Annotated in this window: 27 protein-coding genes; 15 read left to right on the top strand and 12 right to left on the bottom strand. The window is 66.5% G+C overall.

Features of this window, described 5'->3' with window-relative positions; translation table 11 throughout:
- Positions 1-3: 3 nt before the first annotated feature.
- From ACG02S_RS14660 to ACG02S_RS14635, 6 genes are all read left to right on the top strand, one after another.
- Positions 4-2,760, top strand: coding sequence for a TonB-dependent receptor plug domain-containing protein (locus ACG02S_RS14660; RefSeq protein ID WP_394471212.1), 2,757 nt, complete (start codon positions 4-6; stop codon positions 2,758-2,760).
- A 454-nt stretch (positions 2,761-3,214) separates the two neighbouring features.
- Positions 3,215-3,859, top strand: a complete 645-nt coding sequence (locus ACG02S_RS14655; protein ID WP_394471211.1) for an ABC transporter substrate-binding protein — start codon at positions 3,215-3,217, stop codon at positions 3,857-3,859.
- Between the two features lie 84 nt (positions 3,860-3,943).
- Positions 3,944-4,783, top strand: coding sequence for a MotA/TolQ/ExbB proton channel family protein (locus ACG02S_RS14650; protein ID WP_394471210.1), 840 nt, complete (start codon positions 3,944-3,946; stop codon positions 4,781-4,783).
- A gap of 34 nt (positions 4,784-4,817) precedes the next feature.
- Positions 4,818-5,246, top strand: a complete 429-nt coding sequence (locus ACG02S_RS14645) for an ExbD/TolR family protein (protein WP_394471209.1) — start codon at positions 4,818-4,820, stop codon at positions 5,244-5,246.
- 15 nt (positions 5,247-5,261) lie between these two features.
- Positions 5,262-5,699, top strand: a complete 438-nt coding sequence (locus ACG02S_RS14640) for an ExbD/TolR family protein (protein WP_394471208.1) — start codon at positions 5,262-5,264, stop codon at positions 5,697-5,699.
- Positions 5,700-5,781: 82 nt separating this feature from the next.
- Positions 5,782-7,032, top strand: a complete 1,251-nt coding sequence (locus tag ACG02S_RS14635; protein WP_394471207.1) for a hypothetical protein — start codon at positions 5,782-5,784, stop codon at positions 7,030-7,032.
- A gap of 1,075 nt (positions 7,033-8,107) precedes the next feature.
- Here the strand turns inward: ACG02S_RS14635 and ACG02S_RS14630 are convergent.
- The 7 genes from ACG02S_RS14630 to ACG02S_RS26425 form a co-directional block, all read right to left on the bottom strand.
- Positions 8,108-8,866 (bottom strand): 3-hydroxyacyl-CoA dehydrogenase, encoded by a 759-nt coding sequence (locus ACG02S_RS14630; protein WP_394471206.1) that lies wholly within the window; start codon positions 8,864-8,866, stop codon positions 8,108-8,110.
- A 96-nt stretch (positions 8,867-8,962) separates the two neighbouring features.
- Complete coding sequence (adk, locus tag ACG02S_RS14625; protein WP_394471205.1) at positions 8,963-9,616, bottom strand: adenylate kinase; 654 nt, start codon at positions 9,614-9,616, stop codon at positions 8,963-8,965.
- 111 nt (positions 9,617-9,727) lie between these two features.
- Positions 9,728-10,465 carry a 3-deoxy-manno-octulosonate cytidylyltransferase gene (kdsB, locus tag ACG02S_RS14620; RefSeq protein WP_394471204.1) on the bottom strand — a complete coding sequence of 246 codons (738 nt, stop codon included), beginning with the start codon at positions 10,463-10,465 and terminating at the stop codon, positions 9,728-9,730.
- On the bottom strand, positions 10,462-10,674 hold the full coding sequence (locus tag ACG02S_RS14615) for a Trm112 family protein (protein ID WP_394471203.1): 213 nt from the start codon (positions 10,672-10,674) through the stop codon (positions 10,462-10,464). Before ACG02S_RS14615 ends, kdsB begins: the two co-directional genes overlap by 4 nt.
- On the bottom strand, positions 10,659-11,714 hold the full coding sequence (lpxK, locus tag ACG02S_RS14610; RefSeq protein WP_394471202.1) for a tetraacyldisaccharide 4'-kinase: 1,056 nt from the start codon (positions 11,712-11,714) through the stop codon (positions 10,659-10,661). The genes ACG02S_RS14615 and lpxK overlap by 16 nt, the downstream gene beginning before the upstream one ends.
- Positions 11,680-12,096: an ExbD/TolR family protein gene (locus ACG02S_RS14605; protein ID WP_394471201.1), complete on the bottom strand. Its 417-nt coding sequence runs from the start codon at positions 12,094-12,096 to the stop codon at positions 11,680-11,682. Before ACG02S_RS14605 ends, lpxK begins: the two co-directional genes overlap by 35 nt.
- Before the next feature lie 10 nt (positions 12,097-12,106).
- Positions 12,107-12,466, bottom strand: coding sequence for a MotA/TolQ/ExbB proton channel family protein (locus ACG02S_RS26425; RefSeq protein ID WP_419964803.1), 360 nt, complete (start codon positions 12,464-12,466; stop codon positions 12,107-12,109).
- A gap of 244 nt (positions 12,467-12,710) precedes the next feature.
- On the opposite strand from ACG02S_RS26425, the gene ACG02S_RS14595 reads away from it, so the two are divergent.
- From ACG02S_RS14595 to ACG02S_RS14585, 3 genes are all read left to right on the top strand, one after another.
- Positions 12,711-12,932 carry a hypothetical protein gene (locus ACG02S_RS14595; protein WP_394471558.1) on the top strand — a complete coding sequence of 74 codons (222 nt, stop codon included), beginning with the start codon at positions 12,711-12,713 and terminating at the stop codon, positions 12,930-12,932.
- A gap of 143 nt (positions 12,933-13,075) precedes the next feature.
- Positions 13,076-14,374, top strand: coding sequence for an exodeoxyribonuclease VII large subunit (gene xseA / locus ACG02S_RS14590; protein WP_394471548.1), 1,299 nt, complete (start codon positions 13,076-13,078; stop codon positions 14,372-14,374).
- 53 nt (positions 14,375-14,427) lie between these two features.
- Positions 14,428-15,009, top strand: a complete 582-nt coding sequence (locus ACG02S_RS14585; protein ID WP_394471199.1) for a superoxide dismutase — start codon at positions 14,428-14,430, stop codon at positions 15,007-15,009.
- Between the two features lie 62 nt (positions 15,010-15,071).
- Here ACG02S_RS14585 and ACG02S_RS14580 read toward each other — a convergent pair whose 3' ends face one another.
- From ACG02S_RS14580 to ACG02S_RS14560, 5 genes are all read right to left on the bottom strand, one after another.
- Positions 15,072-16,463, bottom strand: a complete 1,392-nt coding sequence (locus ACG02S_RS14580) for a multicopper oxidase family protein (protein ID WP_394471198.1) — start codon at positions 16,461-16,463, stop codon at positions 15,072-15,074.
- Positions 16,464-16,480: 17 nt separating this feature from the next.
- Complete coding sequence (locus ACG02S_RS14575) at positions 16,481-17,890, bottom strand: TolC family protein (protein ID WP_394471197.1); 1,410 nt, start codon at positions 17,888-17,890, stop codon at positions 16,481-16,483.
- Positions 17,891-17,965: 75 nt separating this feature from the next.
- On the bottom strand, positions 17,966-18,301 hold the full coding sequence (locus tag ACG02S_RS14570; protein WP_394471196.1) for a hypothetical protein: 336 nt from the start codon (positions 18,299-18,301) through the stop codon (positions 17,966-17,968).
- 101 nt (positions 18,302-18,402) lie between these two features.
- Positions 18,403-19,149 carry a LuxR C-terminal-related transcriptional regulator gene (locus ACG02S_RS14565; RefSeq protein ID WP_394471195.1) on the bottom strand — a complete coding sequence of 249 codons (747 nt, stop codon included), beginning with the start codon at positions 19,147-19,149 and terminating at the stop codon, positions 18,403-18,405.
- 103 nt (positions 19,150-19,252) lie between these two features.
- Positions 19,253-20,230, bottom strand: coding sequence for an NADPH:quinone oxidoreductase family protein (locus tag ACG02S_RS14560; RefSeq protein WP_394471194.1), 978 nt, complete (start codon positions 20,228-20,230; stop codon positions 19,253-19,255).
- A gap of 90 nt (positions 20,231-20,320) precedes the next feature.
- On the opposite strand from ACG02S_RS14560, the gene surE reads away from it, so the two are divergent.
- From surE to ACG02S_RS14530, 6 genes are all read left to right on the top strand, one after another.
- A complete protein-coding gene (gene surE, locus ACG02S_RS14555; protein WP_394471193.1) occupies positions 20,321-21,064 on the top strand; it encodes a 5'/3'-nucleotidase SurE in 744 nt (247 codons plus the stop codon).
- Positions 21,064-21,867: a protein-L-isoaspartate(D-aspartate) O-methyltransferase gene (locus tag ACG02S_RS14550; protein ID WP_394471192.1), complete on the top strand. Its 804-nt coding sequence runs from the start codon at positions 21,064-21,066 to the stop codon at positions 21,865-21,867. The genes surE and ACG02S_RS14550 overlap by 1 nt, the downstream gene beginning before the upstream one ends.
- Positions 21,868-21,925: 58 nt before the next feature.
- Positions 21,926-22,816 (top strand): peptidoglycan DD-metalloendopeptidase family protein, encoded by an 891-nt coding sequence (locus ACG02S_RS14545; RefSeq protein WP_394471191.1) that lies wholly within the window; start codon positions 21,926-21,928, stop codon positions 22,814-22,816.
- A gap of 42 nt (positions 22,817-22,858) precedes the next feature.
- Positions 22,859-23,872: an RNA polymerase sigma factor RpoS gene (gene rpoS / locus ACG02S_RS14540; protein ID WP_394471190.1), complete on the top strand. Its 1,014-nt coding sequence runs from the start codon at positions 22,859-22,861 to the stop codon at positions 23,870-23,872.
- Positions 23,873-23,905: 33 nt separating this feature from the next.
- The gene (gene rlmD, locus ACG02S_RS14535) at positions 23,906-25,258 is read left to right on the top strand and encodes a 23S rRNA (uracil(1939)-C(5))-methyltransferase RlmD (protein ID WP_394471189.1); all 1,353 of its coding nucleotides are present in this window, start codon (positions 23,906-23,908) and stop codon (positions 25,256-25,258) included.
- 117 nt (positions 25,259-25,375) lie between these two features.
- Entirely contained in the window at positions 25,376-26,899 is a 1,524-nt protein-coding gene (locus tag ACG02S_RS14530; protein WP_394471188.1) for a glycoside hydrolase family 5 protein, read from the top strand.
- Positions 26,900-26,981 lie beyond the last annotated feature (82 nt).

The raw sequence follows: 26,981 nt of genomic DNA, 5'->3' as shown, positions 1-26,981 counted from the left end.
CCCATGTTCAAGACCACCGCCATCAGCGGCGCAATCCTGTTTCTTCTTGCCAGTCCTGCGCTGGCCCAAGACGCCCAGAAACTGGAGCGCATACAGATCACCGGTTCCAGCATCAAGCGGGTCGATTCTGAGACGGCGCTGCCGGTCACGGTGATCTCCCGCGAGGCCATCGAGAAGTCTGGCGCGGTGAACATCGAAGACGTGCTGCGGCGCGTCGCCGGCAATTCGGGCATGCTTTCCGATTCCACTCAGGGCGCCGGCTATGCCACCAGCAACGCCAACATGCGCAACCTGGGCGCCAATTCGACGCTGGTGCTGCTGAACGGGCGCCGCCTGGCCGGCCATCCGTTCGGCTCCATCGGTGGTTCGGTCGCCGTCGACCTGAACAGCATCCCTTTTGCGGCCATCGAGCGCATCGAGGTGCTGCGCGACGGCGCCTCGGCCGTGTACGGCACCGACGCCGTGGCCGGTGTCATCAACTTCATCACCCGCAAGGATTACGACAAGGGTGAACTGACGCTGCGCTACGGCGAACCCGAGGCGAATGTCGGCGGCGGCAAGGAGCAGGGGGGCTCGCTGGCATTCGGCATGGGCAACCTGGGTACCGACGGCTACAACTTCCTCGTCACCGCCAATTTCAAGGAGCAGACCCGCATCGAGGCCGCCCGGCAGGGCTGGTACTGGCGCCATGCGACCGAGGTGCCGGGTTCGATCCCGCCGACGTCGTTCCGCGGCTATCCGGGTCGGTTGATGGACATTGGCGTCAGCCCCGGCGCTTACACCAACCCCGGTGCCAACATGGCGGCCTGTGATCCTGCCAACACGGTCACCCAGATCACCGGCACGACGCCCAGTGGCCAGGACGCGGTGGTTTGCCGCGCCATCTACGCCGCGATGCTCGACAATCTGCCCGACAGCACCAAGACCGACCTGTTCGCGCGCGGCACGTTCAAGATCGACGCCGACAACCAGTGGTTCGTCGAGGCGTCCGCCGCCCGCAACCACACGATTGGCCGCGCCGCCGCCACGCCCATCGACGGCTCGGCGATGAAGGTGCGTGCCGACGGCTCGTATCCGAACGTGCGCATGCCTGTCACCAGCAAGTATTTCCCGACGGCGCTGCTGACTCGCCTGGGCTACACGCCGGCCGATTACGTCTCGTTCACCGATGCGCAAGGTGTGGGCTACACCGAGATCGCCTACCGCTCGCTGGATCGCGGCAACCGCGTCAGCGACAACACCAACGAGCAATTCCGCGTCGTCGTCGGTGCCAACGGCTTGTTCTCGGGCTGGGACTACGACATCGGCCTGAACATTGCCCAGGCGCGCGGCAAGCTGAACTACAGCGGCTATCTGCTGGAGGAGCCCTTCCTGGCGGCGATGGCCACGGGTAACGTCAACCCTTTTGGCCCCAACGACGCGGCCGGCGTGGCGCTGCTGGACGGTGCGGCGCTGGAGGGCAAGGTGCGCCAGTCCAAGGGCACCACGATGGTGCTGGACGCCAAGGCCAGCCGCGAACTGATGCCCATGGCGGGCGGCATGATGGCGCTGGCCGTCGGCATCGACCTGCGCCGGGAGAAGGCCGACGACAAGCCCACCAACGTGGAGTACTCCAAGGGTTCGCACATTGGCGGCGAGGGCTCGGTGCCTGCCACGTCCGCAAGTCGCAGCATCTCGGCCGTCTACGGCGAACTGGCCATGCCCTTCGCCAAGGGCTGGGAAGCGACCGTGGCCGCCCGCTACGACCGATACAGCGACTTCGGCAGCAGCTTCAACCCGCGTGTGGCGCTTCGCTTCCAGCCCAGCAAGGAAGTGCTGCTGCGCGCCAGTGCAGGCACCGGCTTTCGCGCGCCGACCCTGTGGGACGTCAACAGCCCGATCTCCAACACCAACACGGCAGACGCCCAGATCGACCCGGACTGCCCGGTGCCGCCGAACGCCAGCGGCAACCTTCCGGCGCTGTGCAACACGCAGTTCAATGTCCGGCTGTCCAGCGACCCCAACCTGAAAGCCGAGAAAAGCCGTCAGTTCGCCTTCGGCACCGTCTTTGAGCCGGTGCGTGACCTCAGCATCGCGCTGGACTACTGGAACATCGAGAAGCGTGACCAGATCGGCGTCATCAGCGGCGACACGCTGATGACCGGCAATGGCCTGTATGACAAGTACAAGTCGCGCGTCCGCCGCTCGCCGACTGGCTACATCGCCTACATCGAAACGCCGGTGGAGAACCTGGGCAAGCTCAAGACCTCGGGCATCGACTTCGACATTCGCTCGGCATTCGCGCTGGGTGCCATGGGGCGCCTGGGCGTCGGCTTCGCGGCCACGCGCACGCTGAAGTTCGAGCAGCAGAACGGCCGCGACGAACCCTTCACGGACTACCTGGGCAAGTCGCTGGGCGGTAACCCGCCGGTTCCTGAGTGGCAACACACGCTGTCGTTCGACTGGACGCTGGGTTCCTGGAATCTCGCGCTGGAGAACGTGTTCACCAAGGGCTGGCAGGAGTCGGCTGCGGTCGTCAATACCAATCTCGGCGTGGATGCGCCTTACAACGTCAAGGACACCAGCCGCTGGAACCTGTCGGTGAGCTACCGTGGAATCAAGGATCTGCGCCTGACGCTGGGCGCCCGCAACGCGTTCGACCAGGATCCACCGTTCGTCGCGTCATCGAGCTACGGCTCCCACGCCGCCGGCTTTGCTGGCTCGTTTGCCGATCCGCGAGGCCGCTTCATTTATGGTTCGGTGAGTTATCAGTTCAAGTAAGCGAAGGCGATTCGCAAAAGGCCTGCCACGAGGTCGGCCTTTGTAAGCCAATCGTCAAAAGTCAAAAGGAAACGTGACGTAATTCGCCCGCCGGATGCATCAATCGGCCCCGGGTTAGCACCAACAAGGGGTGGGAAATCACGGGGCTAAGATGCCGCATGGCCAAAGTTTGGCCGGTGGTGTAGCCATTGGCTGTGCCTGGTTCGTGGCGAAGAAACGCGTGCCCGACGGCGAATGCCACCGGGCAATTTTTTTGGCCTCAACGGATGTGAAGCTACCTTTACATCCCCGGCAGACTGCGTGTTTTCTACGATTCTGGAACGTGGTTCCGGGATTTAGAATCCATGTCCTTCGGGAGCTAGTCGACGGCAGGAGCGCAACTTCCGCCGTTGTTCAAATGGCCGACATCCTGAGAGTCATTGACTGTGATCTGTAGTTGCAAGAAGGAGCGCGCATGAATTTTGCGCAGGAGAAGCAGGGCGCGTCCCGGTTCACGGGCATTGGTATCGTGGTCCTGATTCACGTCGTGGCCATCTACGCTTTGGCCAGCGGCCTGGCCAAGGACATCGTGAAGAAGGTCAGCGGCCCCATCGAGACCAAGGTCATCGAAGAGGTGAAACAGCCGCCACCGCCGCCCGAGAAGGTGATTCCGCCTCCTCCGGACATCAAAGCACCCCCGCCGCCTTTCGTGCCGCCGCCTGAATTTCAGGTGACCGCGCCCGCACCGCCGGCACCCGCGATTCAATCCACGCAGGTTGCACCGCCGGCGACGGAGACGGTTCGTCCGCAGCCCGCGCCCGTTCCGGCCGCACCGCCTGCAGCTCCCCGTGTCGGCCCCAAGACCGCTGCGATGGTCTGCACGAAGATGGGCAAGCCGGAGATGCCGTCGGTCAACTGGAGTGGCGAAGCGCTATACAAGGCCATCGCCACCGTGAAGGCCGGTCGCGTCACGAGCGTGGAGTTCCAGTCGCTGCGAGGCGGCGTGGATCGCAAGGCACAACGTGCTCTGACACAAGCCATCGAGGCGACGCTGCGCGATACCTACGAATGCCCGGGTGACCACGTCTTCGAGCAGGAGTTCCAGTTCAAGATCGAGTAGCCCGTCCGCTTCGAGTAAGGCGTCGCTGCTGCGGCGCGTTCAAATCAAACACCAAACCAGAATTTTTCCGTAGGAGTTGACTCCATGATTTCTCGCATCACCGGCTTCCTTGCCGCCATCGCCATGGTCGCGACCCTGGCTGTTTCTCCCGCTCAGGCGCAAGACCAGCAGCCGGCTGCTTCGGCCCCCGTCGCCGAGACCGTTGCCGCTCCCGTGGAAACGGCTGCCGCCCCCGCTCCCGCAGCTTCTGCTCCGGTCGACAACCCCTACAGCCTGGCCAACATCATCGCCCACGGCAACGTGGTCGACCAGGTCGTGCTGCTGATCCTGGGCATCATGTCCATGGGTTCCTGGTACATCTTGGTGGTCCGTCTGTGGGACACCAGCAAGCTGTCTTCCGAAGCCAAGGAAGTCCGCGCCACGTTCTTCAAGAAGCCCAGCCTCGCTGACGGCGTGAAGGGCCTGAAGGAAGAAAGCGCCTTCCGCTACATCGCCACCACCGCCATCGAAGCTTCCGAGCACCATGAAGGCGCGCTGACCGAGAACATCGATCACAGCACCTGGGTCACGATGAACGTGGACCGCGCCGTCGGCGAAGTCAACTCCAAGATCTCCGCCGGTCTGGGCTTCCTGGCAACTGTCGGTTCGACCTCCCCCTTCATCGGCCTGTTCGGCACGGTGTGGGGCATCCTGAACGCGCTGACCGCCATCGGTGTTGCCGGCCAGGCTTCGATCGACAAGGTTGCTGGCCCCGTGGGCGCCGCGCTGATCATGACCGCCATCGGTCTGGTCGTCGCCGTTCCGGCCGTGCTGGGCTACAACTGGCTCGTTAACCGCAACAAGACCGTCATGGCCCAGGTTCGCGCCTTCGCCGGTGACCTGCATGGCGTGCTGATGGGCAACCGCGCCGTCGCCAAGCGCTAATCCCTGAGCTGCAGCTCGTAAAGGAGCCAATGCCATGGGCATGAACGTCGGATCCTCTTCCGGCGAGGACGAAGTCAATGCAACCATCAACACCACGCCCCTCGTGGACGTGATGTTGGTGATGCTGATCATCTTCCTCATCACCGTTCCGGTGGTGACGCAGACGGTGGCGGTCAACCTTCCCAAGGAGACCAACATCATCCGCGTGACCAAGCCGGAGAACATCGAAATCTCGGTCAGCAAGGACGGCGACGTCTTCTGGAACACCAAGCAGATTCCCGACATGGAGGAGCTGGTTCAGCGCCTCGGTAAGGAAGCTGTGAAGAATCCGCAGCCCGAGGTGCACATCCGCGGCGACGACAAGTCCCGTTATGAATCGGTCGGTCGTGTGATCTATGCCTGCCAGCGTGCCGGCATCATGAAGATCAACTTCGTGACCGAGCCGCCAGCGCGCGGCGGTTGATCTCGGGAGTCAAGCATGGGAATGAATGTTGGAAGTTCGTCTGGTGACGGTGATCCCGAGCCGATGATGGACGTCAATACGACGCCGCTGATCGATGTGATGCTGGTGCTGCTGGTGATGCTGATCATCACCATCCCCATCCAGCTGCACACGATCAACCTGGACATGCCACCGCCCAGCGACAGGCAACCAGAGCGCGATCCGATCGTGCACACCGTCATGATCGACTTTGACGGGACGATCTACTGGGATGAGAACGCGCTGCCGAACATCGACGCGGTGAACGCGAAGATGCAGGAAATCGGGGTGATGAATCTTGGTGACCAGCCGGAAATCCACATCAAGCCGAACAAGCTGGTGGACTACGGTGTCGTTGCTGCCGTGATGGCCTCGGCTCAGCGCAACAACGTCAAGAAGATGGGCATGGTTGGTAACGAGCAATACGTCAAGTGACGTGGGCTCGGGCCAGCTAACGCCGATACTTTGAGCGCGCTGCCCGAAAGGGCGGCGCGTTTTTTCTTTGTAGGAGAGCGAGTTGAAGACTTTGAAAACCGTGGTGGCCGTCGCCGTTGGTGCGATGGCCCTGTCCATGAACGGTGCCCCTGGCGCCGAGTTCGGCTTCAGCCAGGCGACGGCCCAGGAAACCGTCCGCAAGGAAGTTGGCACGCCGTTGACCGAAGCTAGCCGTCTGGTCAAGGCCACCAAAGGCAAGGAAGCGCTCGCCAAGCTGCGTGAAGCCGAGGCGGTCGCTGGTCGCACGGCAGCCGAGAACAATGCCATTGAGGGCGTGCGGTTCTCCGCTGCGATGTATGCCAACGAGCCTGACACGATGGCCCGCTCTTTCGAAGCGCTGAAGAGTGCTGGCAAGCTGGGGCAGTCGCAGCAGCTGCAGTACATGGAAGCCATCGCCGGCACGTACTTGCGCAACCGCGACGCTGCCAAGGCGCTGACGTGGGCACAACGCTACTTCAAGGAAGGCGGCAACAGCCCCGCGATGAAGCAGGTGCAGCAGAGCGCGCAGTTCGCGTCCGGCGACATGACCGGCGCGATCAAGGACACGCTGGATGAGATTGCCGCTGACGAGCGTGCCGGGCGCACACCGTCCAAGGACAAGCTGAACCTGCTGCTGTTTGCGGCCATGAAGAAGGGTGACGCGAACGCTGAAGGCATCGCGACCGAGAAGCTGCTGAACTACTACCCGGATCCCAAGCTGTGGGGGCAGATCCTCAGCTCGCTGCCGCAGAAGAAGAGCTTCGACAGCAATCGCTTCCAGCTCGACCTGTTCCGCCTGCGCCTGGCCACCGGCAACATGCGTGAAGCCAACGACTACATGGAGATGGCTCAGCTGGCCGCCCAGGCGGGCTACCCCGAAGAGGGCAAGCAGGTCGTGGACAAGGGCTTTGCCGCAGGCGTGCTGGGTCAGGGCGCTGAAGGCGCCCGTCACAAGCGCTTGGCCGACCTGATGATCAAGAGGATCGGCGAGGCCAAGGCCAGCGCTGCAGCCAACGAGAAGGCGGCGGATGACGCCAAGGATGGCAACGAACTCGTCAAATTGGGGCTGGCCAATGCCTTCGGCGGCAACGGCAAGAAGGGCGCGGGGCAGATCGAGCAAGGGATTGCCAAGGGCAACCTGAAGCGGCCTGAGGATGCCAAGCTCTACCTGGGGCTGGCCCATCAACTGGCGGGCGATCACAGCAAGGCCGTGGCGGCCTGGCGCTCGGTCAAGGGCACGGATGGTGCCGCCGACCTGGCCCGCCTGTGGATCATCCAGTCGCGCAAGCGCTGACCGCGTCGGTTTCGACCTGCGGAAAGGGCCTGGTGCGAACCAGGCCCTTTTTTCTGTGCGCCAGGCATGGCGCTGTCCGGCTCGCTGTGGTGGCGAGTGGGATGACTTGGGGGTGGAAGTCCCCTGCGGACCTTGATGGTGGGACCGTTAGCCGAACAGCAAGGGTGTCCGCCGCGAGGCGGAATCTGAAGGAAGCTGTACGCAATGCTGTGGCCCGACGAACAGAAGCCGCATATGAGGCAGGCTCAGCTGGGCGAGGGAGCCGAAAAGCCCGAAGCCCAAAATCATCCGGAAGGTGAGCAAGTAGATGCGGCGGGTGTATGCAGTGAAGGTCGCGCGTCTTACCCTGGGAGACCTGTCAGCCTGCCCGATAGCGCTACCGGCGTCGCAAGGCGACGGGATGGGCCGGCAGGGGGTAGCAGAGGCCGTAGTAGTCGCTGGGAGCCGCAGCGGCGAAGGGCCGACCCTGTCATGAGTGGACAGTCACGCGTGCTCTCTGGCATTGCAGGGCAGAAGTCTTGGCACGGGCCAAGAGCAACGGCAACCGCTGAGTCGAGGCAGGAAGTCTCGATGCGGTGCGGTGGTGCTCGATGCAAATCAGGCGACACGACGAACGAAACCAAGCTCGCTGGGCACCTCGTCCAGTAGACAGGAACCGACGTATGCCGAACGGCACGTACGGCGGTGTGGGAGGACGGAGGGGGGGGCAACCCCTCCTCCTGCCCGATTGGTGCGCCCGGCAGGGCGCACTTGCTTGGAGGTGGACGTCCTCTACCAGCCCGGCAAGGCGAATGGCTAGCCAAGGCAAGGGCTCCGCGGGCGACTGCGGGTCTGAAGGAAGCGCCATGGCAAAGCGCTGGCCTGACGAACAAGAAGCGGATACGAATGCTGGGGCCAAATACTTGGTGGCCGCGATGCCGCAGACGTACCTTGCGAACATGGGGCTAGTGTCGTTGGTGGACATCCACCAAAGACTCCAGCGTTTTACTTGAACCGCCGGATGCGGAACCGCACGTCCGGTGGTTTGAGAGGGCTGAGGGGGCGACCCCTCACCCTGCTTGAACCCGCACCGAGGTCACTTGGGCGCCATGCGGATTGCACCGTCCAGCCGGATGACTTCGCCGTTCAGCATCTCGTTCGTGACGATCTGGTGCACGAGCTTCGCGTAATCCTCGGGGCGGCCGAGGCGACTCGGGAAGGGCACGCTCGCAGCCAGCGCGTCCTGCACCTCCTGCGGCATGCCGAACAGCATGGGCGTGCCGAAGATGCCCGGCGCAATCGTCATGTTGCGGATGCCGTTGCGTGCCAGGTCGCGCGCAATGGGCAGCGTCATGCCAGCGACGCCAGCCTTGGACGCCGCATAGGCCGCCTGGCCGATCTGGCCGTCAAAGGCCGCGACCGAGGCGGTGGAGATCAACACGCCCCGCTCGCCGGTCTCTTCAGGCTCATTCTTCACCATCGCCTCGGCCGCGAGACGGATCATGTTGAACGTGCCGATCAGGTTCACCGTGATGGTCTTGGCGAAGCTGGCCAGCGGGTGCGCCCCGTCCTTGCCGACCGTCTTGCTGGCCGGCGCGATGCCTGCGCAGTTCACCAGCCCCATCAGCTTGCCGAGGCTGACGGCGGCCGTCACGGCCGCCTGGCCGTCGGCCTCCTGGCTGACATCGCACTTGACGAAGATGCCGCCGAGCTCGGCCGCGACATGCTGTCCGCGCTCGACCTGCAGGTCTGCGATGACGACCTTGCCGCCGTGCGTGGCCAGCATGCGCGCCGTGCCTTCGCCGAGGCCCGAGGCGCCGCCGGTGACGATGAACACCTTGCCTGCGATTTCCATGGTGAGGATTCCCTGGGTTGATTGACGTGAACGTCAATTGTCGGGCACAAAAAAGCCGCGGTGCCTGCGCCACGCGGCTGTTCGGAGTTGGAAGGATCAGGCCAGCGCCGCCAGGGCCTTGCGCGTGATCTCGTCGACCGAGCCGATGCCTTCGATGCGGCGGTACTTGGGTGCGTTCGCGTCACCGGTGGCGGCCCACTGAGAGTAGTAGTCGACCAGTGGACGGGTCTGCGCGGAGTACACGTCCAGGCGCTTCTTGACGGTCTCTTCCTTGTCGTCGTCGCGCTGCACCAGCGGTTCGCCGGTCGCGTCGTCCTGGCCCTCCACCTTGGGCGGGTTGAACTTGACGTGGTAAGTGCGGCCCGAGGCCGGGTGCGAGCGGCGGCCGCTCATGCGCTCGATGATGGCGTCGAACGGCACGTCGATCTCGAGCACGTAGTCCAGCTTCACGCCGGCCGCCTTCATCGCGTCGGCCTGTGGGATGGTGCGCGGGAAGCCGTCGAACAGAAAGCCGGCCGCGCAGTCCGGCTGGGCGATGCGTTCCTTGACCAGCGCGATGATCAGGTCATCGCTGACCAGACCGCCTGACTTCATCACCGCGTCGGCCTTCTGCCCCAGTTCCGTGCCGGCCTTGACGGCCGCGCGCAGCATGTCGCCCGTCGAAATCTGCGGAATGCCGAATTGCTTGCAGATGAAGGCAGCCTGGGTGCCTTTGCCGGCGCCCGGGGCGCCCAGAAGGATCAATCGCATGGGTCTCCTCGTCCATTCGTCTCTTGAAGAGGACTGTTGAAAAGTCCCGCTTCCGGTCAGCGAACGAGTATCGCACGCGGCCTTTCGGGGGCCTGACGCGCGAGAGCCGGATCAGGCTGTGATCAGGCGCCTGACGCGCTCCAGATCTTCAGGCGTGTCAACGCCGGGCCCGGGCGCTTCGGCACTGACGTGAACGGCGATGCGTTCGCCATGCCACAGCACCCGCAGCTGCTCCAGCGATTCGATCTGCTCCAGCGGGCTGACCGCCAGCGTCGGGAAGCGGCGCAGGAAGCCGGCGCGATACGCGTACAGGCCGACATGGCGCAGCGCTTGGTTGGGCTGGCCAGCGCCGTCGCGCCACCACGCGATGGGCGCGCGTGAAAAGTACAGGGCCCGGCCGGCCTTGTCGGTGACCAGCTTGACGACATTCGGGTTCGCGAATTCTGAAGGTTCGGTCAGCGTATGCGCCACGGTCGCCATTACGCAGTCGGGTTGCGCGGCCAGCGTTGCTGCGCAGGCGTCGATCATGCCCGGCGCGATCAACGGCTCGTCGCCCTGCACGTTGACGACGACGGCGTCGTCGGCCAACCCGAGCTGTTCGACGGCCTCGGCCAGGCGGTCGCTGCCGGACGGGTGGTCGGCTCGCGTCATCAGCGCAAGCACCCCGTGGCCTGTGCACGCGGAGGCGACCTCCGGCGCATCGGTGGCGACGACGATCTGGCTGGCGCCGGACAGCCCGGCGCGTTGCGCCACGCGCACGATCATCGGCAGGCCGCCGATGTCCGCCAGCGGCTTGTTGGGCAGGCGAGTCGACGCTAGCCGCGCCGGAATGACGACGATGAAGCTCACGTCGCGAGCGGTACGGGGGCGCTAGCGGCATCCGGGTCCCAAGGCCTGGCCTCGTTCTCCAGCATCAGCGGGATGCCGTCGCGGATCGGGAACGCCAAGCGGTCGGCGCGGCAGCCCAGCGCGGGCAAGTCGGCCTCGGTGCCACGCAGCAGGGTCAGCGGCGACTTGCACAGCGGGCAGACCAGCATCTCGATCAATCGTGGGTCCATGGGGAGGGAAACAGGCGTTGGAGTTGGGTGTCCAGCGCGGCCTCGAAGCCGGCGCCGGGCGCAAAGTCTAGCGCCACGACCCAGACCGGCGTGACGCCCACGCGCTCGGGCAGCAGCTTCACGGCGTCCTTTTCAGTCAGCAGCACGCCAGCCGTGTCCCCGGGCCAGGGCAGGGGGTCGAAGTCGGCGTGGTCGGGCAGCGGCAGCGGGGTGAATGCAAGCCCCAGGCCGGCCAGCATGTCGAAAAAGCGCTGGGGCCGCGCCAGGCCGGCGCAGGCCACCAGACCGGGTCGTTCGCGCAGTGCCAACAGCGTGGCCATATCTGCAGGCTTGCCTGCCCACCAGTCCGCCAGCGTGACGGCACCGGCCAGGCGGCGCTGCGCGACGAAACCGGGCAGCGAGGTGCTAGGCGCCAGCGCGTTGTAGACGACCAACTGGCCAGTCTGCATCGCCCCCGGCGGCTGGCGCAGCGGGCCGGCGGGCAGCAGCCGGCCGTTGCCAAGGCCGCGCTCGTCGAACACCAGCAGGGCCAGGTCGCGCGGCAGCCGCCAGTGTTGCAGGCCATCGTCGCTGACCAGCAGGTGCAGGCCGGGGTGCGCTGCCAGCAGCGCTCGTGCCGCCGCCACGCGGTCGCGGCCGACCGCGACGGGCACACGGCCTCGCAGGTGGATCAACAGCGGCTCGTCCCCGGCCTGGCGCGCCGTCGAGTCGCGCGTGACGAGGTGGACGTCGTCCCCCTGGCGGCCGTAACCGCGCGACACCACGCCGGCGTGAAGCCCACGTGCTCGCAGCAAGTCCAACAGCGCCAGCGTCGTGGGTGTCTTGCCGGCACCGCCGACGATCCAGTTGCCGACCACGACGACCGGCACCGGCAGCGTCTCGGCGCGCTTCAGCCCGAACCGATAGGCGAGGGTGCGCAGGCCCAGCAGCCCGCGGTACAGCCAGCTCAGCGGCAGCAGGGCGGCTGATAGCGGGCCGCCATCCAGCCACTGCTGCTGCAGACGGTCACTGAGCGTCGGTCTGCGCGGCGAAGGTGACACGCGTCAGGCCCACGCGGCGCGCGGCGTCCATCACGTTGATGACGGCCTGGTGCGGCGTGGCGGCGTCGGCAGAGATGATGACGGCAGCCTCGGCGTTGCCTTTGGAGGCCTGGCGCAGCACGCCGACGAGGATGTCGACCGAGCGGCCTTCGACCGCTTGCTTGTTGATGACGAAGCGGCCATCGGCCGCGATGCCAACGATGACCTCCTGCGGCCGGTCCTTCAGCTTCTCCGCGTCGGCCGACGGCAGCGTGATCTGCAGCTCGGTGAACTTGGAATACGTCGTCGACAGCATCAGGAAGATCAGGATCACCAGCAGCACGTCGATGAACGGGATCAGGTTGATCTCCGGCGGCTCGCTGTGCGGGGAGCGGAACTTCATGCCGGCGTCCTCAAATGGTGAAGCGTCGCAACTGGCCCATCAGGCGGTCGGCGGCGGCTTCCAGCTCCAGCACGTACTCCTCGATGCGGCCGCGGAAGTAGCGGTGGAACATCAGTGCGGGAATGGCGATCATCAGGCCGAACGCGGTGTTGTACAGCGCAATGGAAATGCCGTGCGCCAGCTGGGCCGGGTTGTTGCCGGTCGGGCCCTGGCTGCCGAAGATTTCGATCATGCCCACCACGGTGCCCATCAGACCCAGCAGCGGCGCGGCGGTGGCGATGGTGCCCAGCGTGTTCATGTAGCGGTCCATCTGGTGCACTGCGCGGCGCCCGGCGAACTCGAACACGGTGCGCAGTTTGGCCTCGGGCATCTGGGGCTCGGCCGACACGGCGCGCAGCCCGGACGCCAGCACCTCGCCCAGCAGGGAGTTCTCCGCCAGACGGTCGACCATGTCCGGGGCCGGCAGCTGCTGCAGGCTCACGCTCATCACATCGTCCAGCAGCCGCGGCGGCAGCACGCGGCTGGTGCGCAGGCTGGACAGACGTTCGATGATCAGGGCCAGGGCCACCACGGAACACAGGAGCAAGGGCCAGATCGGCCAACCGGCGGCTTGTATGATCGAAAACAAGGTCGTCCTCGTCGAGAAGTTGGCCGCTCAGGGCCGGATGATTGCGCGGGATTATGGCCCCAGCCTCACACCGCGCAGCCTCTCCTGCTCCCCGTTGGAAGCGCCACCACAATCCACCGCCGCTGTGGACAACTTTGTGGACAACCCGGGGGCGCGGACCCGCAGGGGCCGTCAAATCAAGGCCTTGGACAATTTGCCTCAAGATTGAGCAGCGGAAATCGAATTGAAAAACAAGGCCTTATGTGCTCATGACAGTGCCGTGACGGGCGAAATGAGCCGCAATTGCCCGCCAGCCCAGCAGGGGTGCGGCTGTGGACTTCCCGGCCCGCGCCGGTGTTGGGTTTGCGCGTGATTGAGGCGCGAGAACCCGCATCGAATCGTCGCATCTGGGGGGTTGCCGGCCTGGTGGAGGCGATCACGCAGAGCCTGGCCGAACGATTCTCGGTGGTCGCCGTCGGCGGCGAGATCGGCGGTTTCACGCGCGCCGCCAGCGGCCACTGCTATTTCACGCTGAAGGACGCCGACGGGCTGGCCGCCAGCTTGCGCTGCGCGATGTTCCGCCGCGCGGCGGCGATGCTGGACTTCACGCCGGGCGACGGATCGCTGGTCGAACTGCGCGGCCGGGTGGCGATCTACGAACCGCGCGGCGAGCTGCAGTTCGTCGTCGAGGCGATGAGGCGCGCCGGCGCCGGCACGCTGTACGAACAGTTCATGAAACTGCGCGCGCGACTCGCGGCCGAGGGGCTTTTCGATGCGGACACCAAGCGGAAGCTGCCGTCGCACCCGCGCCGGATCGGCGTCATCACGTCAACGGCCGGCGCCGCGCTGCACGACGTGCTGACGGCGCTGACGCGGCGGGCGCCGCAGGTCGAGGTGGTGGTTTACCCGAGCCCGGTGCAGGGCGTGGAGGCGCCGCCGGCGCTGGTCAGCGCGCTGCGCACGGCCAATGAACGGGCCGAGGTGGACGTCCTGCTGCTGGTGCGCGGCGGCGGGTCGCTAGAAGACTTGTGGGCCTTCAACGACGAGCGCGTGGTGCGCGCGGTCGCGATGTCGGGCCTGCCTGTCGTCTGCGGTGTGGGGCATGAGACCGACGTGACGCTTTGCGACCTGGCCGCCGACCTGCGTGCGCCCACGCCCACCGCCGCTGCAGAGCTGGCGGCGCCCGCGCGAGACGGCCTGCTGCAGCAACTCGCGGCGCTGGAGCGGGGGCTGTTGCTGCGGCTGGACCACCGCCTGCAGTCCACGGCCCAGCGGCTGGACCGTCTGTCGCTGCGCCTTGCCCGCCCCAGCGACGCACTGGCCCGCCAGCATCGCCAGTTGGAGCTGCTGGCGCAACGCGCGGCGGCGGCGCCGGCGCGGCGCGTCGAGCTGCAGCGCCAGCGCTTGGCGCACCTGGCGCCGCGCCCGCACCGTGCGCTGGCCGAAACGCTGCGCCGCCAGGCGACGCGGCTGGACGCGCTGCAGGCCCGGCTGGAGGCACTCGATCCGCAGCACGTGCTCGCCCGGGGCTATGCCTGGCTGGACGACGGACGGGGTGGCGCCATCACGTCGGTGCAGAAGCTGCAGGCCGGCACTGCAGTGCGCGCCGTGCTGGCCGACGGCCATGCAGACCTGCAAGTTCTGCAGGTACGGCCTTTGCCGCAGGGTTGATTCCCCGTCCCTACAATCTTTCGCGTTCACCTTCCCCCAACAAAGAGGTCCCCATGGAACACACGCTGCCCCCGCTGCCCTATCCGATCGACTCGCTGGCCCCGCACTACAGCAAGGAAACGCTGGAGTTCCATCACGGCAAGCATCACAACGCTTACGTGGTGAACCTGAACAACCTGCAGAAGGGCACGGAGTTCGAAAGCAAGACGCTGGAAGAGATCGTTAAGACCTCCAGCGGCGGCATCTACAACAACGCCGCGCAGATCTGGAACCACACCTTCTTCTGGAACTGCATGAAGCCGCAAGGCGGTGGCGAGCCCAGCGGCGCGCTGGCTGACGCGATCAACGCCAAGTGGGGCAGCTACGCCGCCTTCAAGGAAGCCTTCGTCAAGAGTGCCGTCGGAAACTTCGGCTCGGGCTGGACCTGGCTGGTCAAGAAGGCCGATGGCTCGGTCGACATCGTCAACACCGGCGCCGCCGGCACGCCGCTGACGACCGCTGACACCGCGCTGCTGACCGTCGATGTGTGGGAACACGCCTACTACATTGACTACCGCAACCTGCGTCCCAAGTTCGTCGAGACCTTCCTGAGCAATCTCGTGAACTGGCAGTTCGCCGAAGCCAACTTCGCGTAAGCGTCGACGGCAGAAAACAAAGCCGGCCTGCGGGCCGGCTTTTTTATGGAGCGTCGCGGTCGTCAGTGGTGGTCATTCCCGCCTCGACCGCCATGGCCCTGCGGCTTTCGCACCGTCACATCGACATCGCCCGGCGCCACCGGCGTGTGCGGCGCTGTTGCCGCCGGCGGTGCTTCGCCCACCTCGCGCGCCACGGTGCCGGCCGGGTGCTGGAACCAGCCCGGATCGCTGTAGTCGCCTCGTTTCAGGCCGTGCCTGACCTTCAGCACGCTGAACATGCCGCCCATGCCGATGGCGCCGAACGGACCATCGCCGGCCATCATCGGCGCGGTGTTGGCCGGCCCGGCCATGTGCATCTCGGTCATCTCGTGCATGCCGGCGTGCCCCATGGCCATGTAGCCCGGCACGAGCTTGCGGATCTTGTCTTCCAGGGCGCTGGCGTCCACGCCCAGCATGGTCGGCACGGCGTGGCCCATCGCGTTCATCGTGTGGTGGGCCTTGTGGCAGTGGAAGGCCCAGTCGCCTTCCTCGTCGGCGATGAACTCGACCTGGCGCATCTGCCCCACGGCAATGTCCGTCGTCACCTCCGGCCAGCGCGCCGTGCGCGGCACCGGCCCACCATCGGTGCCGGTGACCTCGAACTCGTGGCCGTGGATGTGGATGGGGTGGTTGGTCATCGTCAAGTTGCCGATGCGAATGCGCACGCGATCGCCCTGGCGCGCCACCAGTGGCGCGATGCCAGGGAAGATGCGGCTGTTCCAGCTCCACAGGTTGAAGTCCAGCATAGTCATCACCTTCGGTGTGGCCGAGCCCGGCTCGATGTCGTAGGCGTTCAGCAGGAAGGCGTAGTCCCGGTCCACAGTCGCGATGTGTGGATGCTTCGCTTTCGGATGCGTGATCCACAGGCCCATCATGCCCATGGCCATCTGCACCATCTCGTCGGCATGCGGGTGGTACATGAAGGTGCCGGGGCGACGCGCGACGAACTCGTAGACCCAGGTCTTGCCCGGGGGGATGGGCGGCTGCGTCAGGCCCGACACGCCATCCATGCCGTTGGGCAGGCGCTGGCCGTGCCAGTGCATCGTGGTCGCCTCAGGAAGGCGGTTGGTCACGTACAGGCGCACACGGTCGCCCTCGACAACCTCGATGGTGGGGCCGGGGCTCTGGCCGTTGTAGCCCCACAGGTGTGCCTTGAAGCCGGGCGCCATCTCGCGCACCACGGGCTCGGCGACGAGGTGGAACTCCTTGACACCGTCGGTCATGCGCCAAGGCGCGGTCCAGCCATTCAGCGTGACGACGGGGTTGTAGGGGCGGCCGTTGGGCGGCACGAGCGGGGCCTGCGTGTCGGGAGAGGTCTGGATGACCGGCTCGGGCAACGACGCGAGCGCGGCCTTGGAGACGGCGGCCAGCGAGGCCAGCGTGGAGCCGGCCAGCAGGGAACGTCGGTTGAACATGGATTGGTCTCTCGAATTCAGTGGGCGGCCGCAGCGGGCGCGGCAGCAGCGGAGCCCGCCTGGGGCAGGGCAGGCGATCCTGAAGATGTCACGCGGCCCAGAAGAGTCTGATCCAGGTCGGCTTGCGCCAGCCAGAAATCGCGCAGCGCGTCCTGCGCGGCGGCGACGGCGGCGACCTGGCTGCGCGCATCGGCCAGCAGCTCGAACACGCCGATCAGCATGGCGTTGTAGCGCAGCAGCTGCTCTTGCGAGATGCGCTGCGCCAGCGGCAGCAGTTCGTCACGGTGCTGGCGCGCGATGTCGAACGCGCCGCGGTACCGGCCGTGCGCCTCGCGCACCTCGGAATGCGCGCGGATGCCGGTGTCGGCCGCGTCGTACGCCGCCTCGCGGGCCAGGGCCTGCGCGCGTGGCAGCGGGCCGGAGCCGAACAGCGGCAACTCCAGCGTGACCTCCCAGCCGCGCTGCGTGGGCGCTTCGTTGGACGAATTGCGCACCACTCCCAACTCCAGCATGGAAACAAAACGATTGATGCGACCGGCTTCGAGCTGTCGCGACGCCTGCTCAAGCCGCAGCCGCGCGGCCTGCACGTCCAGCCGCTGCGACAGCGCCAGCGTCTCGGCATCGGCCAGTTCTCTCGGCGCGGCGGGCAGCTCGGGCAGGCGCTCGGGCAGCTGCAGCGCCGCGGCGTCGACGCTGGACAGTCCCAGCAGTCGCACCAGCCGCTCGCGCGCCGCCAGCCGCTGGCTCTCCGTCCGGGCCAGACCCAGGCGGGCGTCGGCGGCGAAGGCCTGCTCGCGGGCGTGGGCCAGTGCGTTGAAGTTGCCGGCAGCCTGCATGCGCTTGGCGAGTTCGGCGCCGGCATCACCCGCTTCCAGCACCTGGCGCCGATAGCTCAGCGCCGCTTCGGCGGCGACGGCAACGACCCAGGCCCGGCGCGTGTCAGCGGCCAGCGCCAGCACATCGGCGGCGGCCAGCTGCTGCTCGGCCTGCAGACGGCGCTGCTCGGCTCGCTGCACCAGCGGCAACGTCAGTAGCCGCGCGAGGCTGATGTGCCAGCCACGCTCCAGCTCGACCTCATCGCCGCGTCTGAGCCGGCTGAAGCTGAAGCCGGGGTTTGGCAGCCGGCTGGCCGCATCGACCTCCGCAGCAGTGACACCCAGGCGGGCCAGCCGTGCCTGCAGCGCGCGGCTGTTCTGCAGCGCCAGCTGCACGGCCGCGTCGGCGCCCAAGGGTTCGCGCAGGCGTTCAGCGAGCGCCTCGGGTGACAGCGGCTCGGCGGCCAGCGGCTGGCCGGTGTGGGGCTGGGTGAGGCGGTTGATGGCGGCGACGTCGGCGTCACCGGGCGGACCAATACTGGCGCAACCGGACAGCGCCAGCGCGCCCAGCAGTAGGGCCGGCAAGCGCAAAAGGGGAAATGGCAATGGCATGAAAGCCTCTCGGAACGGGACATCCACCCGCAGCATGCGGCAGCGCACGCGGCGGGGACAGCGTCGGGAGAAGGCTCAGCCTCGCGGTGGCGGGTCAGGCAGCGGCGGCACGACGTCGGCCCACCGCGTGGCAGCGGCTTGACGCGCGCGCTCGGCGCGCGTGACGGCGTCGGTCAGCGTCAGCGCGGGTGGCGGCGCGGCTGCGAGGCAGCAGGGCGCACACAGTTTGCAGGCCTGCTCGTGGTCTGCCTCGGCATCTGGCTGTTGATGATGCGCATGGCCTTCGTGCGTCATCCCGGCATGCGCCGGCTCGGCCGGTGGCATGCACTCCAGCTGCGTGGCCGCGAGCAGGCTGCGCAGCGGCAGCAGCGCGAGCAGCAGGCAGAGGACGAAGACGCGGCCGAAACGCATGGGCGGCACTTTAACCGCGCGGTCGTTGCGCCTGTGCTCGCGGCACCGCCAAAAGCAAAAGCCCAGGACTCCGGGGCCTTCTGCGTTAAAAGATCGGGTGGCTACACCAGGCCCTGCTTTGATGCCAGCACCGCGGCTTCTGCGCGGCTGGACACGTTGAGCTTCTTGTAGATGCTCTTGATGTGGTCGTTGACCGTGAACCACTTGATGCCCATCAGGTTCGCGATCTCCTTGATCGTGAAACCCTTGCTCAGGTAGGTCAGCACTTCGCTTTCGCGCGGCGTCAGGCGTTCCCACTCTGGCGGCGGGTCCAGCGCAACGCTGCGGCTGTTGCTGAACGGCGCATGCGACGACGACAGCGAGCCGAAGCCCGAGTTAAGCGGCATGTTGCCGCTGTCGCCGCTGGACGAGGGGCGGAAGTGCGACAGCAGCCGGCGCGCGATGGCGGGCGACAGCGGTGGCTGGCCACGCACGATTCGCTGCAGCTCTTCCACCAACACCTCGAAACGGTCTTCCTTCAGCAGGTAGCCGTCAGCGCCGCATTGCAGCGCGGGGAACAGGTGATCGTCGTCGGAGTACAGCGTCGTGACGATCTTGATGGCTGTCGAGCCGGCCAGTTCCGTCAGGAACTCCATGCCGTTGCCGTCCGGCAGCTCCAGATCCACGAGAACGAGCTTGAAACCCATGTCCTGGGCATTGCCGCCGAACTTGCTGACCTGGCGGCGTGCGTTCTCCAGGTCGCCGACCTCGGTGATCTCCATCGCATCGCTGAAGCTCTCGCGCACCACGCGGCACAGGAAGCTGCGGGCGACGGGGTTGTCTTCGATGATGAGGACTTTGACGGTCATGGCGGAGGGGCGGGGACGGCTGTCGAATCGACAGGCGAATGTAGCGCACCGACCCCCTAGAACGCCTGCCGGAACACGGGGGTGGACGCCCCCGTTTCAGGCTTCAAGCGTTGGTGAGAACTACCTTTCCGACGACCTCCCGCGCTGCCATGCGCGCGAACGCCTGCGGCAGCTGTTCCATAGGCAGCACGCGGTCCAGCACTGGCTTGATCTTGCCGCCGGCATACCAGGCGGCCAGCTCGCCCAGCATCTTCGCGTTGCGGCCCGGCTCGCGCTTGGCGAACTCGCCCCAGAACACGCCCACCAGCGACGCCCCCTTCAGCAGCGCGAGGTTCAGCGGCAGCGCCGGAATCGACCCTTGCGCGAAGCCGATGACCAGATAGCGGCCGCGCCACGCGATCGAGCGGAAGGCGAGCTCGGCGAGGTCGCCGCCGACCGGGTCGTAGATGACGTCGGGTCCCTTGCCCTCCGTCAACGTCTTCAACCCGTCGCGCAGGTTCTGCGTTGTGTAGTTGATGGTTGCGTCGGCTCCCAGCGTCTTGCAGGCTTCGCACTTGGCATCGCTGCCGGCTGCGGCGATGACGCGCGCGCCGGCGGCCTTGGCGATCTGGATGGCTGCCGTGCCGACACCGCCGGCCGCGCCGAGGATGAGCACCGTCTCGCCCGGTTGCAGCGCGGCGCGGTCCATCAGCGCGTGATGGCTGGTGCCATAGGTGCAGATGAAGGCCGCGGCGTCCTCGAACGCGAAGCCGTCGGGCAGCGGCATGGCCAGCAGGGCGGGCAGGCAGACCTCGGTCGCGAAGCCGCCCAGCCCGCCGAACGCGGCGACGCGCTGGCCGATCGCAAAGCCCTTCACGCCTTCGCCCACCTCGGTGACGACGCCGGCGAGTTCCGTGCCCGGCACGAACGGCAGCGGCGGCTTCATCTGGTACTTGTTCTGCACGATGAGCAGGTCAGGAAAGTTCAGGCTGGCCGCGCGGATGGCCACGCGCAGCTGGCCTGCCGGCAACGGCGGCGAGGGCAGGTCGCGCCATTGCAGCGCCTCGACGCCCACCGGGTTCTCGCACAGCCATGCCTTCATCATCGACTCCTGTTTTTTGACGAGGCGATGATAGGAATCAACGGGGTTACACCCGGTCTCGCAGGTGACGCGCTCCCTACAATTGGCCACATGCGCATCCTGATTTCCAACGACGACGGCTACCTGGCCCCGGGGCTGGCGGCCCTCGTGAAGGCCTGCGAAGGCCTGGGCGACATCGACGTCATCGCCCCCGAACAGAACGCCAGCGGCACCTCCAACTCGCTGACGCTGAACCGCCCGCTGAATGTCTACCGCGCCCTCAATGGCTTTCGCTACGTCAGCGGTACGCCGTCGGACGGTGTCCACCTGGCGCTGAGCGGCCTGCTCGGCTACCGGCCCGATCTGGTGCTGTCAGGCATCAACAACGGCGCCAACATGGGCGACGACACCCTCTATTCCGGCACTGTTGCCGCGGCCACGGAGGGTTATCTGTTCGGCATCCCGTCCATCGCGTTCTCGCAGGCCGAGAAGGGCTGGGGCGACCTGGAGGCCGCGGCGCGCGCGGCGCGCAGCGTCGTCGAGCAGGTCATTGCCGGCGGCCTGGGCCAGGCCTTCCTGTTGAACGTCAACATCCCCAACCGGCCTGATGCCGACCAAGTGCCACGCAAAGTCACGCGGCTTGGTCGTCGCCACTCCGCAGAGGCCATCATCGAGCAGGTCAACCCGCGCGGCGAGACCATCTACTGGATCGGCCCTGCAGGCATTGCCAAGGACGCCGGCGAAGGCACCGATTTCCACGCGACCGCCAATGGCCAGGTGTCCATCACGCCGCTGCAGGTGGACCTGACGGAGCATTCCTCGCTCGGTGCCTGGTCTCAACGCCTCGGGCTCTGATGTCCACGCCCAAGCGTTTCCCGGCCAGCCTGAAGTCAGCCGCGGTGCCGCAGCGGGAGCTGCTGATGCCGCAGCGCCACCTGCGTCAGGCCACCGTCGATGCGGCGCGACTGGCCCGCCCCAGCGGCACCGGACTCGACAGTGGCGCGGTGCGCGAGCGGATGGTCAACCGGCTGCGCGCCGAGGGCAAGTTCAACGAGCAGGTGCTTGCCGCGATGGCCGCCGTGCCGCGCCACGAGTTCGTCGACACCGCGCTGGCCGCGCAGGCCTATGAAGACACGGCCCTGCCTATCGGTCATGGTCAGACGATCTCCAAGCCGTCTGTCGTTGCGCACATGCTCGGCCTGCTGATGGCCAGCCCGGCTGCACGTCAGCGCGGCTCGCTGGGCCGCGTGCTGGAGATCGGCACGGGCTGCGGCTACCAGGCCGCGGTCATTGCGCTGCTGGCGCGCCAGGTCACGTCCATCGAGCGCCTGCAAGGCCTGCATGACAAAGCTCAGGCGAACCTGCAGCGCGTGTTGCTGCCGCGCGCGCCGCGCCTCATCTGGGGCGATGGCCGTGTGGGATACACCGGCGGCGCGCCGTTCGACAGCATCATCGCGGCGGCGGGCGGCGAGGACATCCCGCCGGCCTGGACAGCGCAACTGGCGCCCGGAGGCCGGCTCATCGCGCCCACCGCAACCAGCGGCCGCGGGCAGGTGCTGGTGGTGCTGGATCATGTGGTGGATAACGGCGTCAGCCGCTGGGTCCGCAGCGAACATGAGGCCGTGCTTTTCGTCCCCCTAAAATCCGGCATCGTCTGACGGGGCCGCTGGCGCACCGCGCCGCACAATCCCGGCGGTCCTCAACGTGCGACACACGATGCCCTCACGCCTGCGACTTTCATTCCTGATCCTTTCTTCCTCGCTGTTGCTGAGCGCTTGCGGTACGTCGCTGCACCAGGCGCCGGTTGAGGACCGCAACCCCCAGCCACCCAAGGCTGCGGCCGCGACGCCGGCGCCTGCGGCCTCTGCCGCTGCTGAAGTCAAGCCGCCGCCCGGTGCTGAGAACGCGGGCAAGCCCGGCTACTACACCGTCAAGCCTGGCGACGCGCTGATCCGCGTTGCGCTGGACAACGGCCAGAGCTGGCGCGACGTGGCCAAGTGGAACAACCTGGACAACCCCAACCGCATCGAGGTGGGTCAGGTCCTGCGCGTGGTGCCGCCGGGCGTGGATGCCGGTGGCACTACCGCCCGGCCCATCGCCAGCGCGCCGAAGATCGAGAGCCGTCCGCTGGATGCCAAGCCGCCGGTTGCATCGGCCAGTGCGGCCTCCGCTGCAGCTACTGCGGCACCGTCCAAGGAGGCCCCGAAGGAGGTCGCCAAGGAGTCCGCGTCGGACGACGATGGCTTGGCCTGGGGCTGGCCGGTTTCACACCCCGTCACGGCGGGCTTCGACGAGCAGCGCAACAAGGGGCTGGACTTTGCCGGCAAGCCGGGCGACCCGGTGCTCGCTGTCGCGGATGGTCGCGTCGTTTACGCGGGCTCGGGCTTGCGCGGCTACGGCAACTTGGTCATCATCAAGCACAACAACACCTACCTGACCGCGTATGCCCACAACCGGGCGATGCTGGTCGAACAGGATCAGGTGGTCCGCAAGGGCCAGAGGATTGCCGAGATGGGTTCCACCGAAAGCGACACCGTGAAGTTGCACTTTGAAGTGCGCAAACTGGGCAAGCCCGTCGACCCCGCCAAGCTGTTGCCTGCGCGCTAAGAGAGCGTCCACGCGCCTCCTCTAACGGGCCAGCCTCACGCCATGAAACGCGCTGCGCCCAAGTCCGACGGCCCAGGCAGCGCGGCCCACGAGCCGGGCATCATGTTGAGCGTGAGCGGCCGCAGTGAGCCTGACCAGGATGGCGGTGACGGCGGCGTTGCCGAGGACGTGGAGCCGGCGCCTCGTACGGCGGGCGCGGTGGTCGAACTGGGCAACGCGCTGCAGGCTTATCTGCGCGACATTCGCCGCACGCCGCTGCTGACGCCGGAGCAGGAGTTCGACACCGCCCAGGCCGCCCGCGCCGGTGATTTCGGGGCGCGGCAGGCGATGATCGAGCACAACCTGCGCCTGGTGGTCAGCATCGCCAAGAACTACCTCGGGCGCGGCCTGCCGATGAGCGACCTCATCGAGGAGGGCAATCTGGGGCTGATGCACGCCATCGGCAAGTTCGAGCCCGAACGCGGCTTCCGTTTCTCGACCTATGCAAGCTGGTGGATACGCCAAAGCATCGAGCGTGCGTTGATGCACCAAGCCCGTCTGGTGCGGCTGCCGGTGCACATCGTGCGCGAGTTGAACCAGGTGCTGAAGGCGCGCCGTGCGCTGGAGGCGTTGCAGAGTGCGCAGGGCGCTGAAGGGCGGGTGCGGGCTGAGGATGTGGCCCAGGCTCTCGGGCGGCCGGTCGACGAGGTCGCCGAGCTGCTGGCCTACGCGGAACTGCCCAGTTCACTGGACTCACCGGTGGACCGCAACGGCGAGGGCGGCGAGTCCATGCTGGATCTCGTCGCCGACGAGCAGGCGGTCGATCCACTGGGGCTGCGGCTGTCGCACGAGGTCGAGGAGTTGCTGCAGCACGGTCTGGCGAGTCTGAATGACCGCGAGCGCGAAGTGCTGTCGGGTCGCTATGGTTTGTCGGACCGCGAGCCCGAGACACTGGACGTGTTGGCCATCCGCCTGAAGCTGACGCGCGAGCGCATCCGCCAGATCCAGCTGGAAGCGCTGGCCAAGCTGAAGCGCAACATGATGCGCCACGGCGTGGACCGGGACAGCATCTTCTGATCTCCCGACGTGAGCCGGGATAATTCCGGCCCTATGAATCAAACAACGGACTGGCTCAAGGTCGAGAGCATCGAGCTTGAGGCGCAAGGCGTGGCGCACAACGCCGAGGGCAAGGTGGTCTTCATTGACGGCGCCTTGCCGGGCGAGATCGTGAAGGCCCAAATCGCACGCCGCAAGAACAACTGGGAGCAGGGCCAGCTCACCGAGATCAAGAAGGAAAGCCCGCTGCGCGTGACGCCAGGCTGCCCGCATTTCGGCCTGCATGCCGGCGCCTGCGGGGGTTGCAAGATGCAGCACCTGCACCCGGGCGCGCAGGTGGCCGTGAAGCAGCGCTCGGTGGAAGACCAGCTGTGGCACTTGGGCAAGGTCAAGGCCGAGGTGCTGCTGCGTCCCATCGAGGGACCGGCCTGGGGCTACCGCTACCGCGCTCGCTTCTCGGTGCGCTACGTGCAGAAGAAGGGCGTGGTGCTGATCGGCTTCCACGAGCGCAAGAGCCGCTACGTGGCCGACATGCAGGTCTGCAAGGTGGTGCCCAAGGTGGTCAGCGATCTGCTGATGCCGCTGCGCGAACTCATCATGGGCATGGCCGAGCGCGACCGGCTGCCGCAGATCGAGCTCGCCATGGGCGACGAGGTCATCGCGCTGGTGCTGCGCCATCTGAACCCGCTGCCGGATAGCGACATCGCGCTGCTGCGCAAGTTCGCTGCCAGGCATGGGGTGCAGTGGTGGCTGCAGCCCAAGGGGCCTGACACGGTCAAGTTGCTCGACGAAGGTGGTCCGCAGCTGGCCTACAGCCTACCGGAGTTCGGCATTCGCATGCCGTTCAAGCCGACCGACTTCACGCAGGTGAACCCGCACATCAACGCGACGCTGGTGGGCCGCGCGCTGCGTCTGCTGGCGGTGCAGCCGCACGAGCGCGTCATCGACTGGTTCTGCGGCCTGGGCAACTTCACGCTGCCGCTGGCGACACAGGCGCGCGAGGTGCTCGGCATCGAGGGCAGCGAGACGCTGGTGCAGCGCTCGTTCGAGAACGCGAAGGCCAACGGCCTGGCCCACAAGACCAGCTTCGTTGCGCGCAACCTCTTCGACATGACGCCTGAGGTGCTGGCGGCCGATGGCATTGCCGACCGCTGGCTCATCGACCCGCCGCGCGAGGGCGCGTTCGCATTGGCCAAGGCGGTGGCTGACATCGCGCAAGACCCGTCGCTGGCGCCAGGCTGGACACCGCCCAAGCGCATCGTCTATGTGTCATGCAACCCGGCGACGCTGGCGCGCGATGCGGGGCTGCTGGTCAATGTGGCCGGCTACCGCTGCACGGCGGCCAGCGCGGTGAACATGTTCCCGCACACGGCGCACGTGGAGAGCATTGCGGTGTTCGAGCGCTGACTGGGCAGGCTTTCTTCGCGTAACTCCCGAGCCGCAGCGGCGGCTGGTTGGACAAAATAAACATAAACAAGATTGTTTAGTTGTTTTTCTAGCCCTTCACCCGGAGACAAGAAGGCCATGTTCAACCAATTCAAGTTCGCGCGCCTCCTGGCGCTAGCGTCGCTCGCACTGGCCGTCGCTTCCACAACGCAGGCGCAGGCCAACAACGCTGCAGCAGTGCCTGCGCTGAAGCGCGGCGTCAACATCGTCGGCTACGACCCGCTATGGACCGAGCCCGCCAAAGCGCGTTTCCAACCGCAGCGTCACATGCAGGCGATACGTGATGGCGGCTTCGACCATGTGCGGCTGAACCTGCACGCCTTCGCTCACATGGATGCCCAGGGGCAGCTGTCGGCAGCATGGCTGAACACGCTGGACAGCCTGGTGGACGCAGGCTTGAGGGCGGGGCTGCAAGTCATCCTGGATCAGCACAACTTCATGGACTGTGCCAAGGAGGTCGATGCCTGCCGCATGCGGCTGAAAGCCTTCTGGCGCCAAGTGGCGGCACGCTATCAGGACTCGCCGGATGGCGTCATCTTCGAGATTCTGAACGAGCCCAACGGCGCAGCCGACGCGGTCTGGAACGACATGCTGGCCGAGAACCTGGCCATCATCCGTACGTCCAATCCGACCCGGCGCGTCATCGTGGGCCCCAAGTTCTGGAACTCGCTGGACCATCTGGACAGCCTGCAGTTGCCGGCAAACGATCGCCGCCTCATCGTGACCTTCCATTACTACACGCCCATGGAGTTCACGCACCAGGGCGCGAGCTGGACGCCGCAGTTCCAGAATCTGTCCGGCATCACCTGGGGCGCACCGGCCGAGCTGGACAAGCTCAAGGCCGACATGGACAAGGTCAAGGCCTGGGCCGACAAGGCCCAGCGGCCCATCCTGCTGGGCGAGTTCGGCGCGTTGGAAACGGCGGGCATGGCGCAACGCGCGGCGTGGACGGCTGCCGTTGCCCGTGCCGCCGAGGCGCGCGGCTTCGGCTGGTCGTACTGGCAGTTCGACTCCGACTTCATCCTGTGGGACATGAAGGCCGACGGCTGGGTCAAGCCCATCCACAGCGCGCTGGTGCCCGAGAAGGCCGACAAGTCATCGACTGCCGTGCCGGCGCGCGATCCGGCGCTGGATCACCTGATAAACACGCCGAGCATCACGAGCTGGAATGTCTATGGCGGAGACGGCGCCGCGACCCAGCAACTGCCTTGCGCGGCGTATGGCAAGGTCTGCTTGCGCGTGCCACTCCAGGCCGCCAAACCCAATGCTTGGGACATCGGTGCCGTCGCGCCGGTTCAGGCGGCCATTGCCAAGGGCGATCAGCTTCAGATCTTGCTGTGGGCGCGGCTGGATACGGATGAAGCGAGCGCGAAGGAGACCGTCCCGGTGTTGCTGCAGCTGGGCGCAGCGCCCTACACAGCCCTCGTCTCCGGCACGGCGACGTTGACCAGCAAGTTGCAGCCGGTGGCCATCGGTGGCGTCGCCACGGCTGCCTTCGAGGCTGGCACGGTGAACCTCGCGCTGCAACTGGGCCAACTGGGCCGCCCGGTCTTGCTCAGCGCGCCGCTGGTGCTGAAGAACTACAAGCCAGCAAAACAATAAAAAAAGGAGCCAGTCTGCAGGCTCCTTCGTCAAGCTGCTGCCGTGGAACCAGCTTTGCCGGGCCACTGGCAGCGCTCCCTTG

Origin of the sequence: Pelomonas dachongensis (assembly GCF_043555865.1) — a bacterium.
GTDB classification, from domain to species: Bacteria; Pseudomonadota; Gammaproteobacteria; order Burkholderiales; family Burkholderiaceae_C; genus Pelomonas; species Pelomonas dachongensis.
This window is presented reverse-complemented; position numbering and strand designations above follow the sequence as displayed.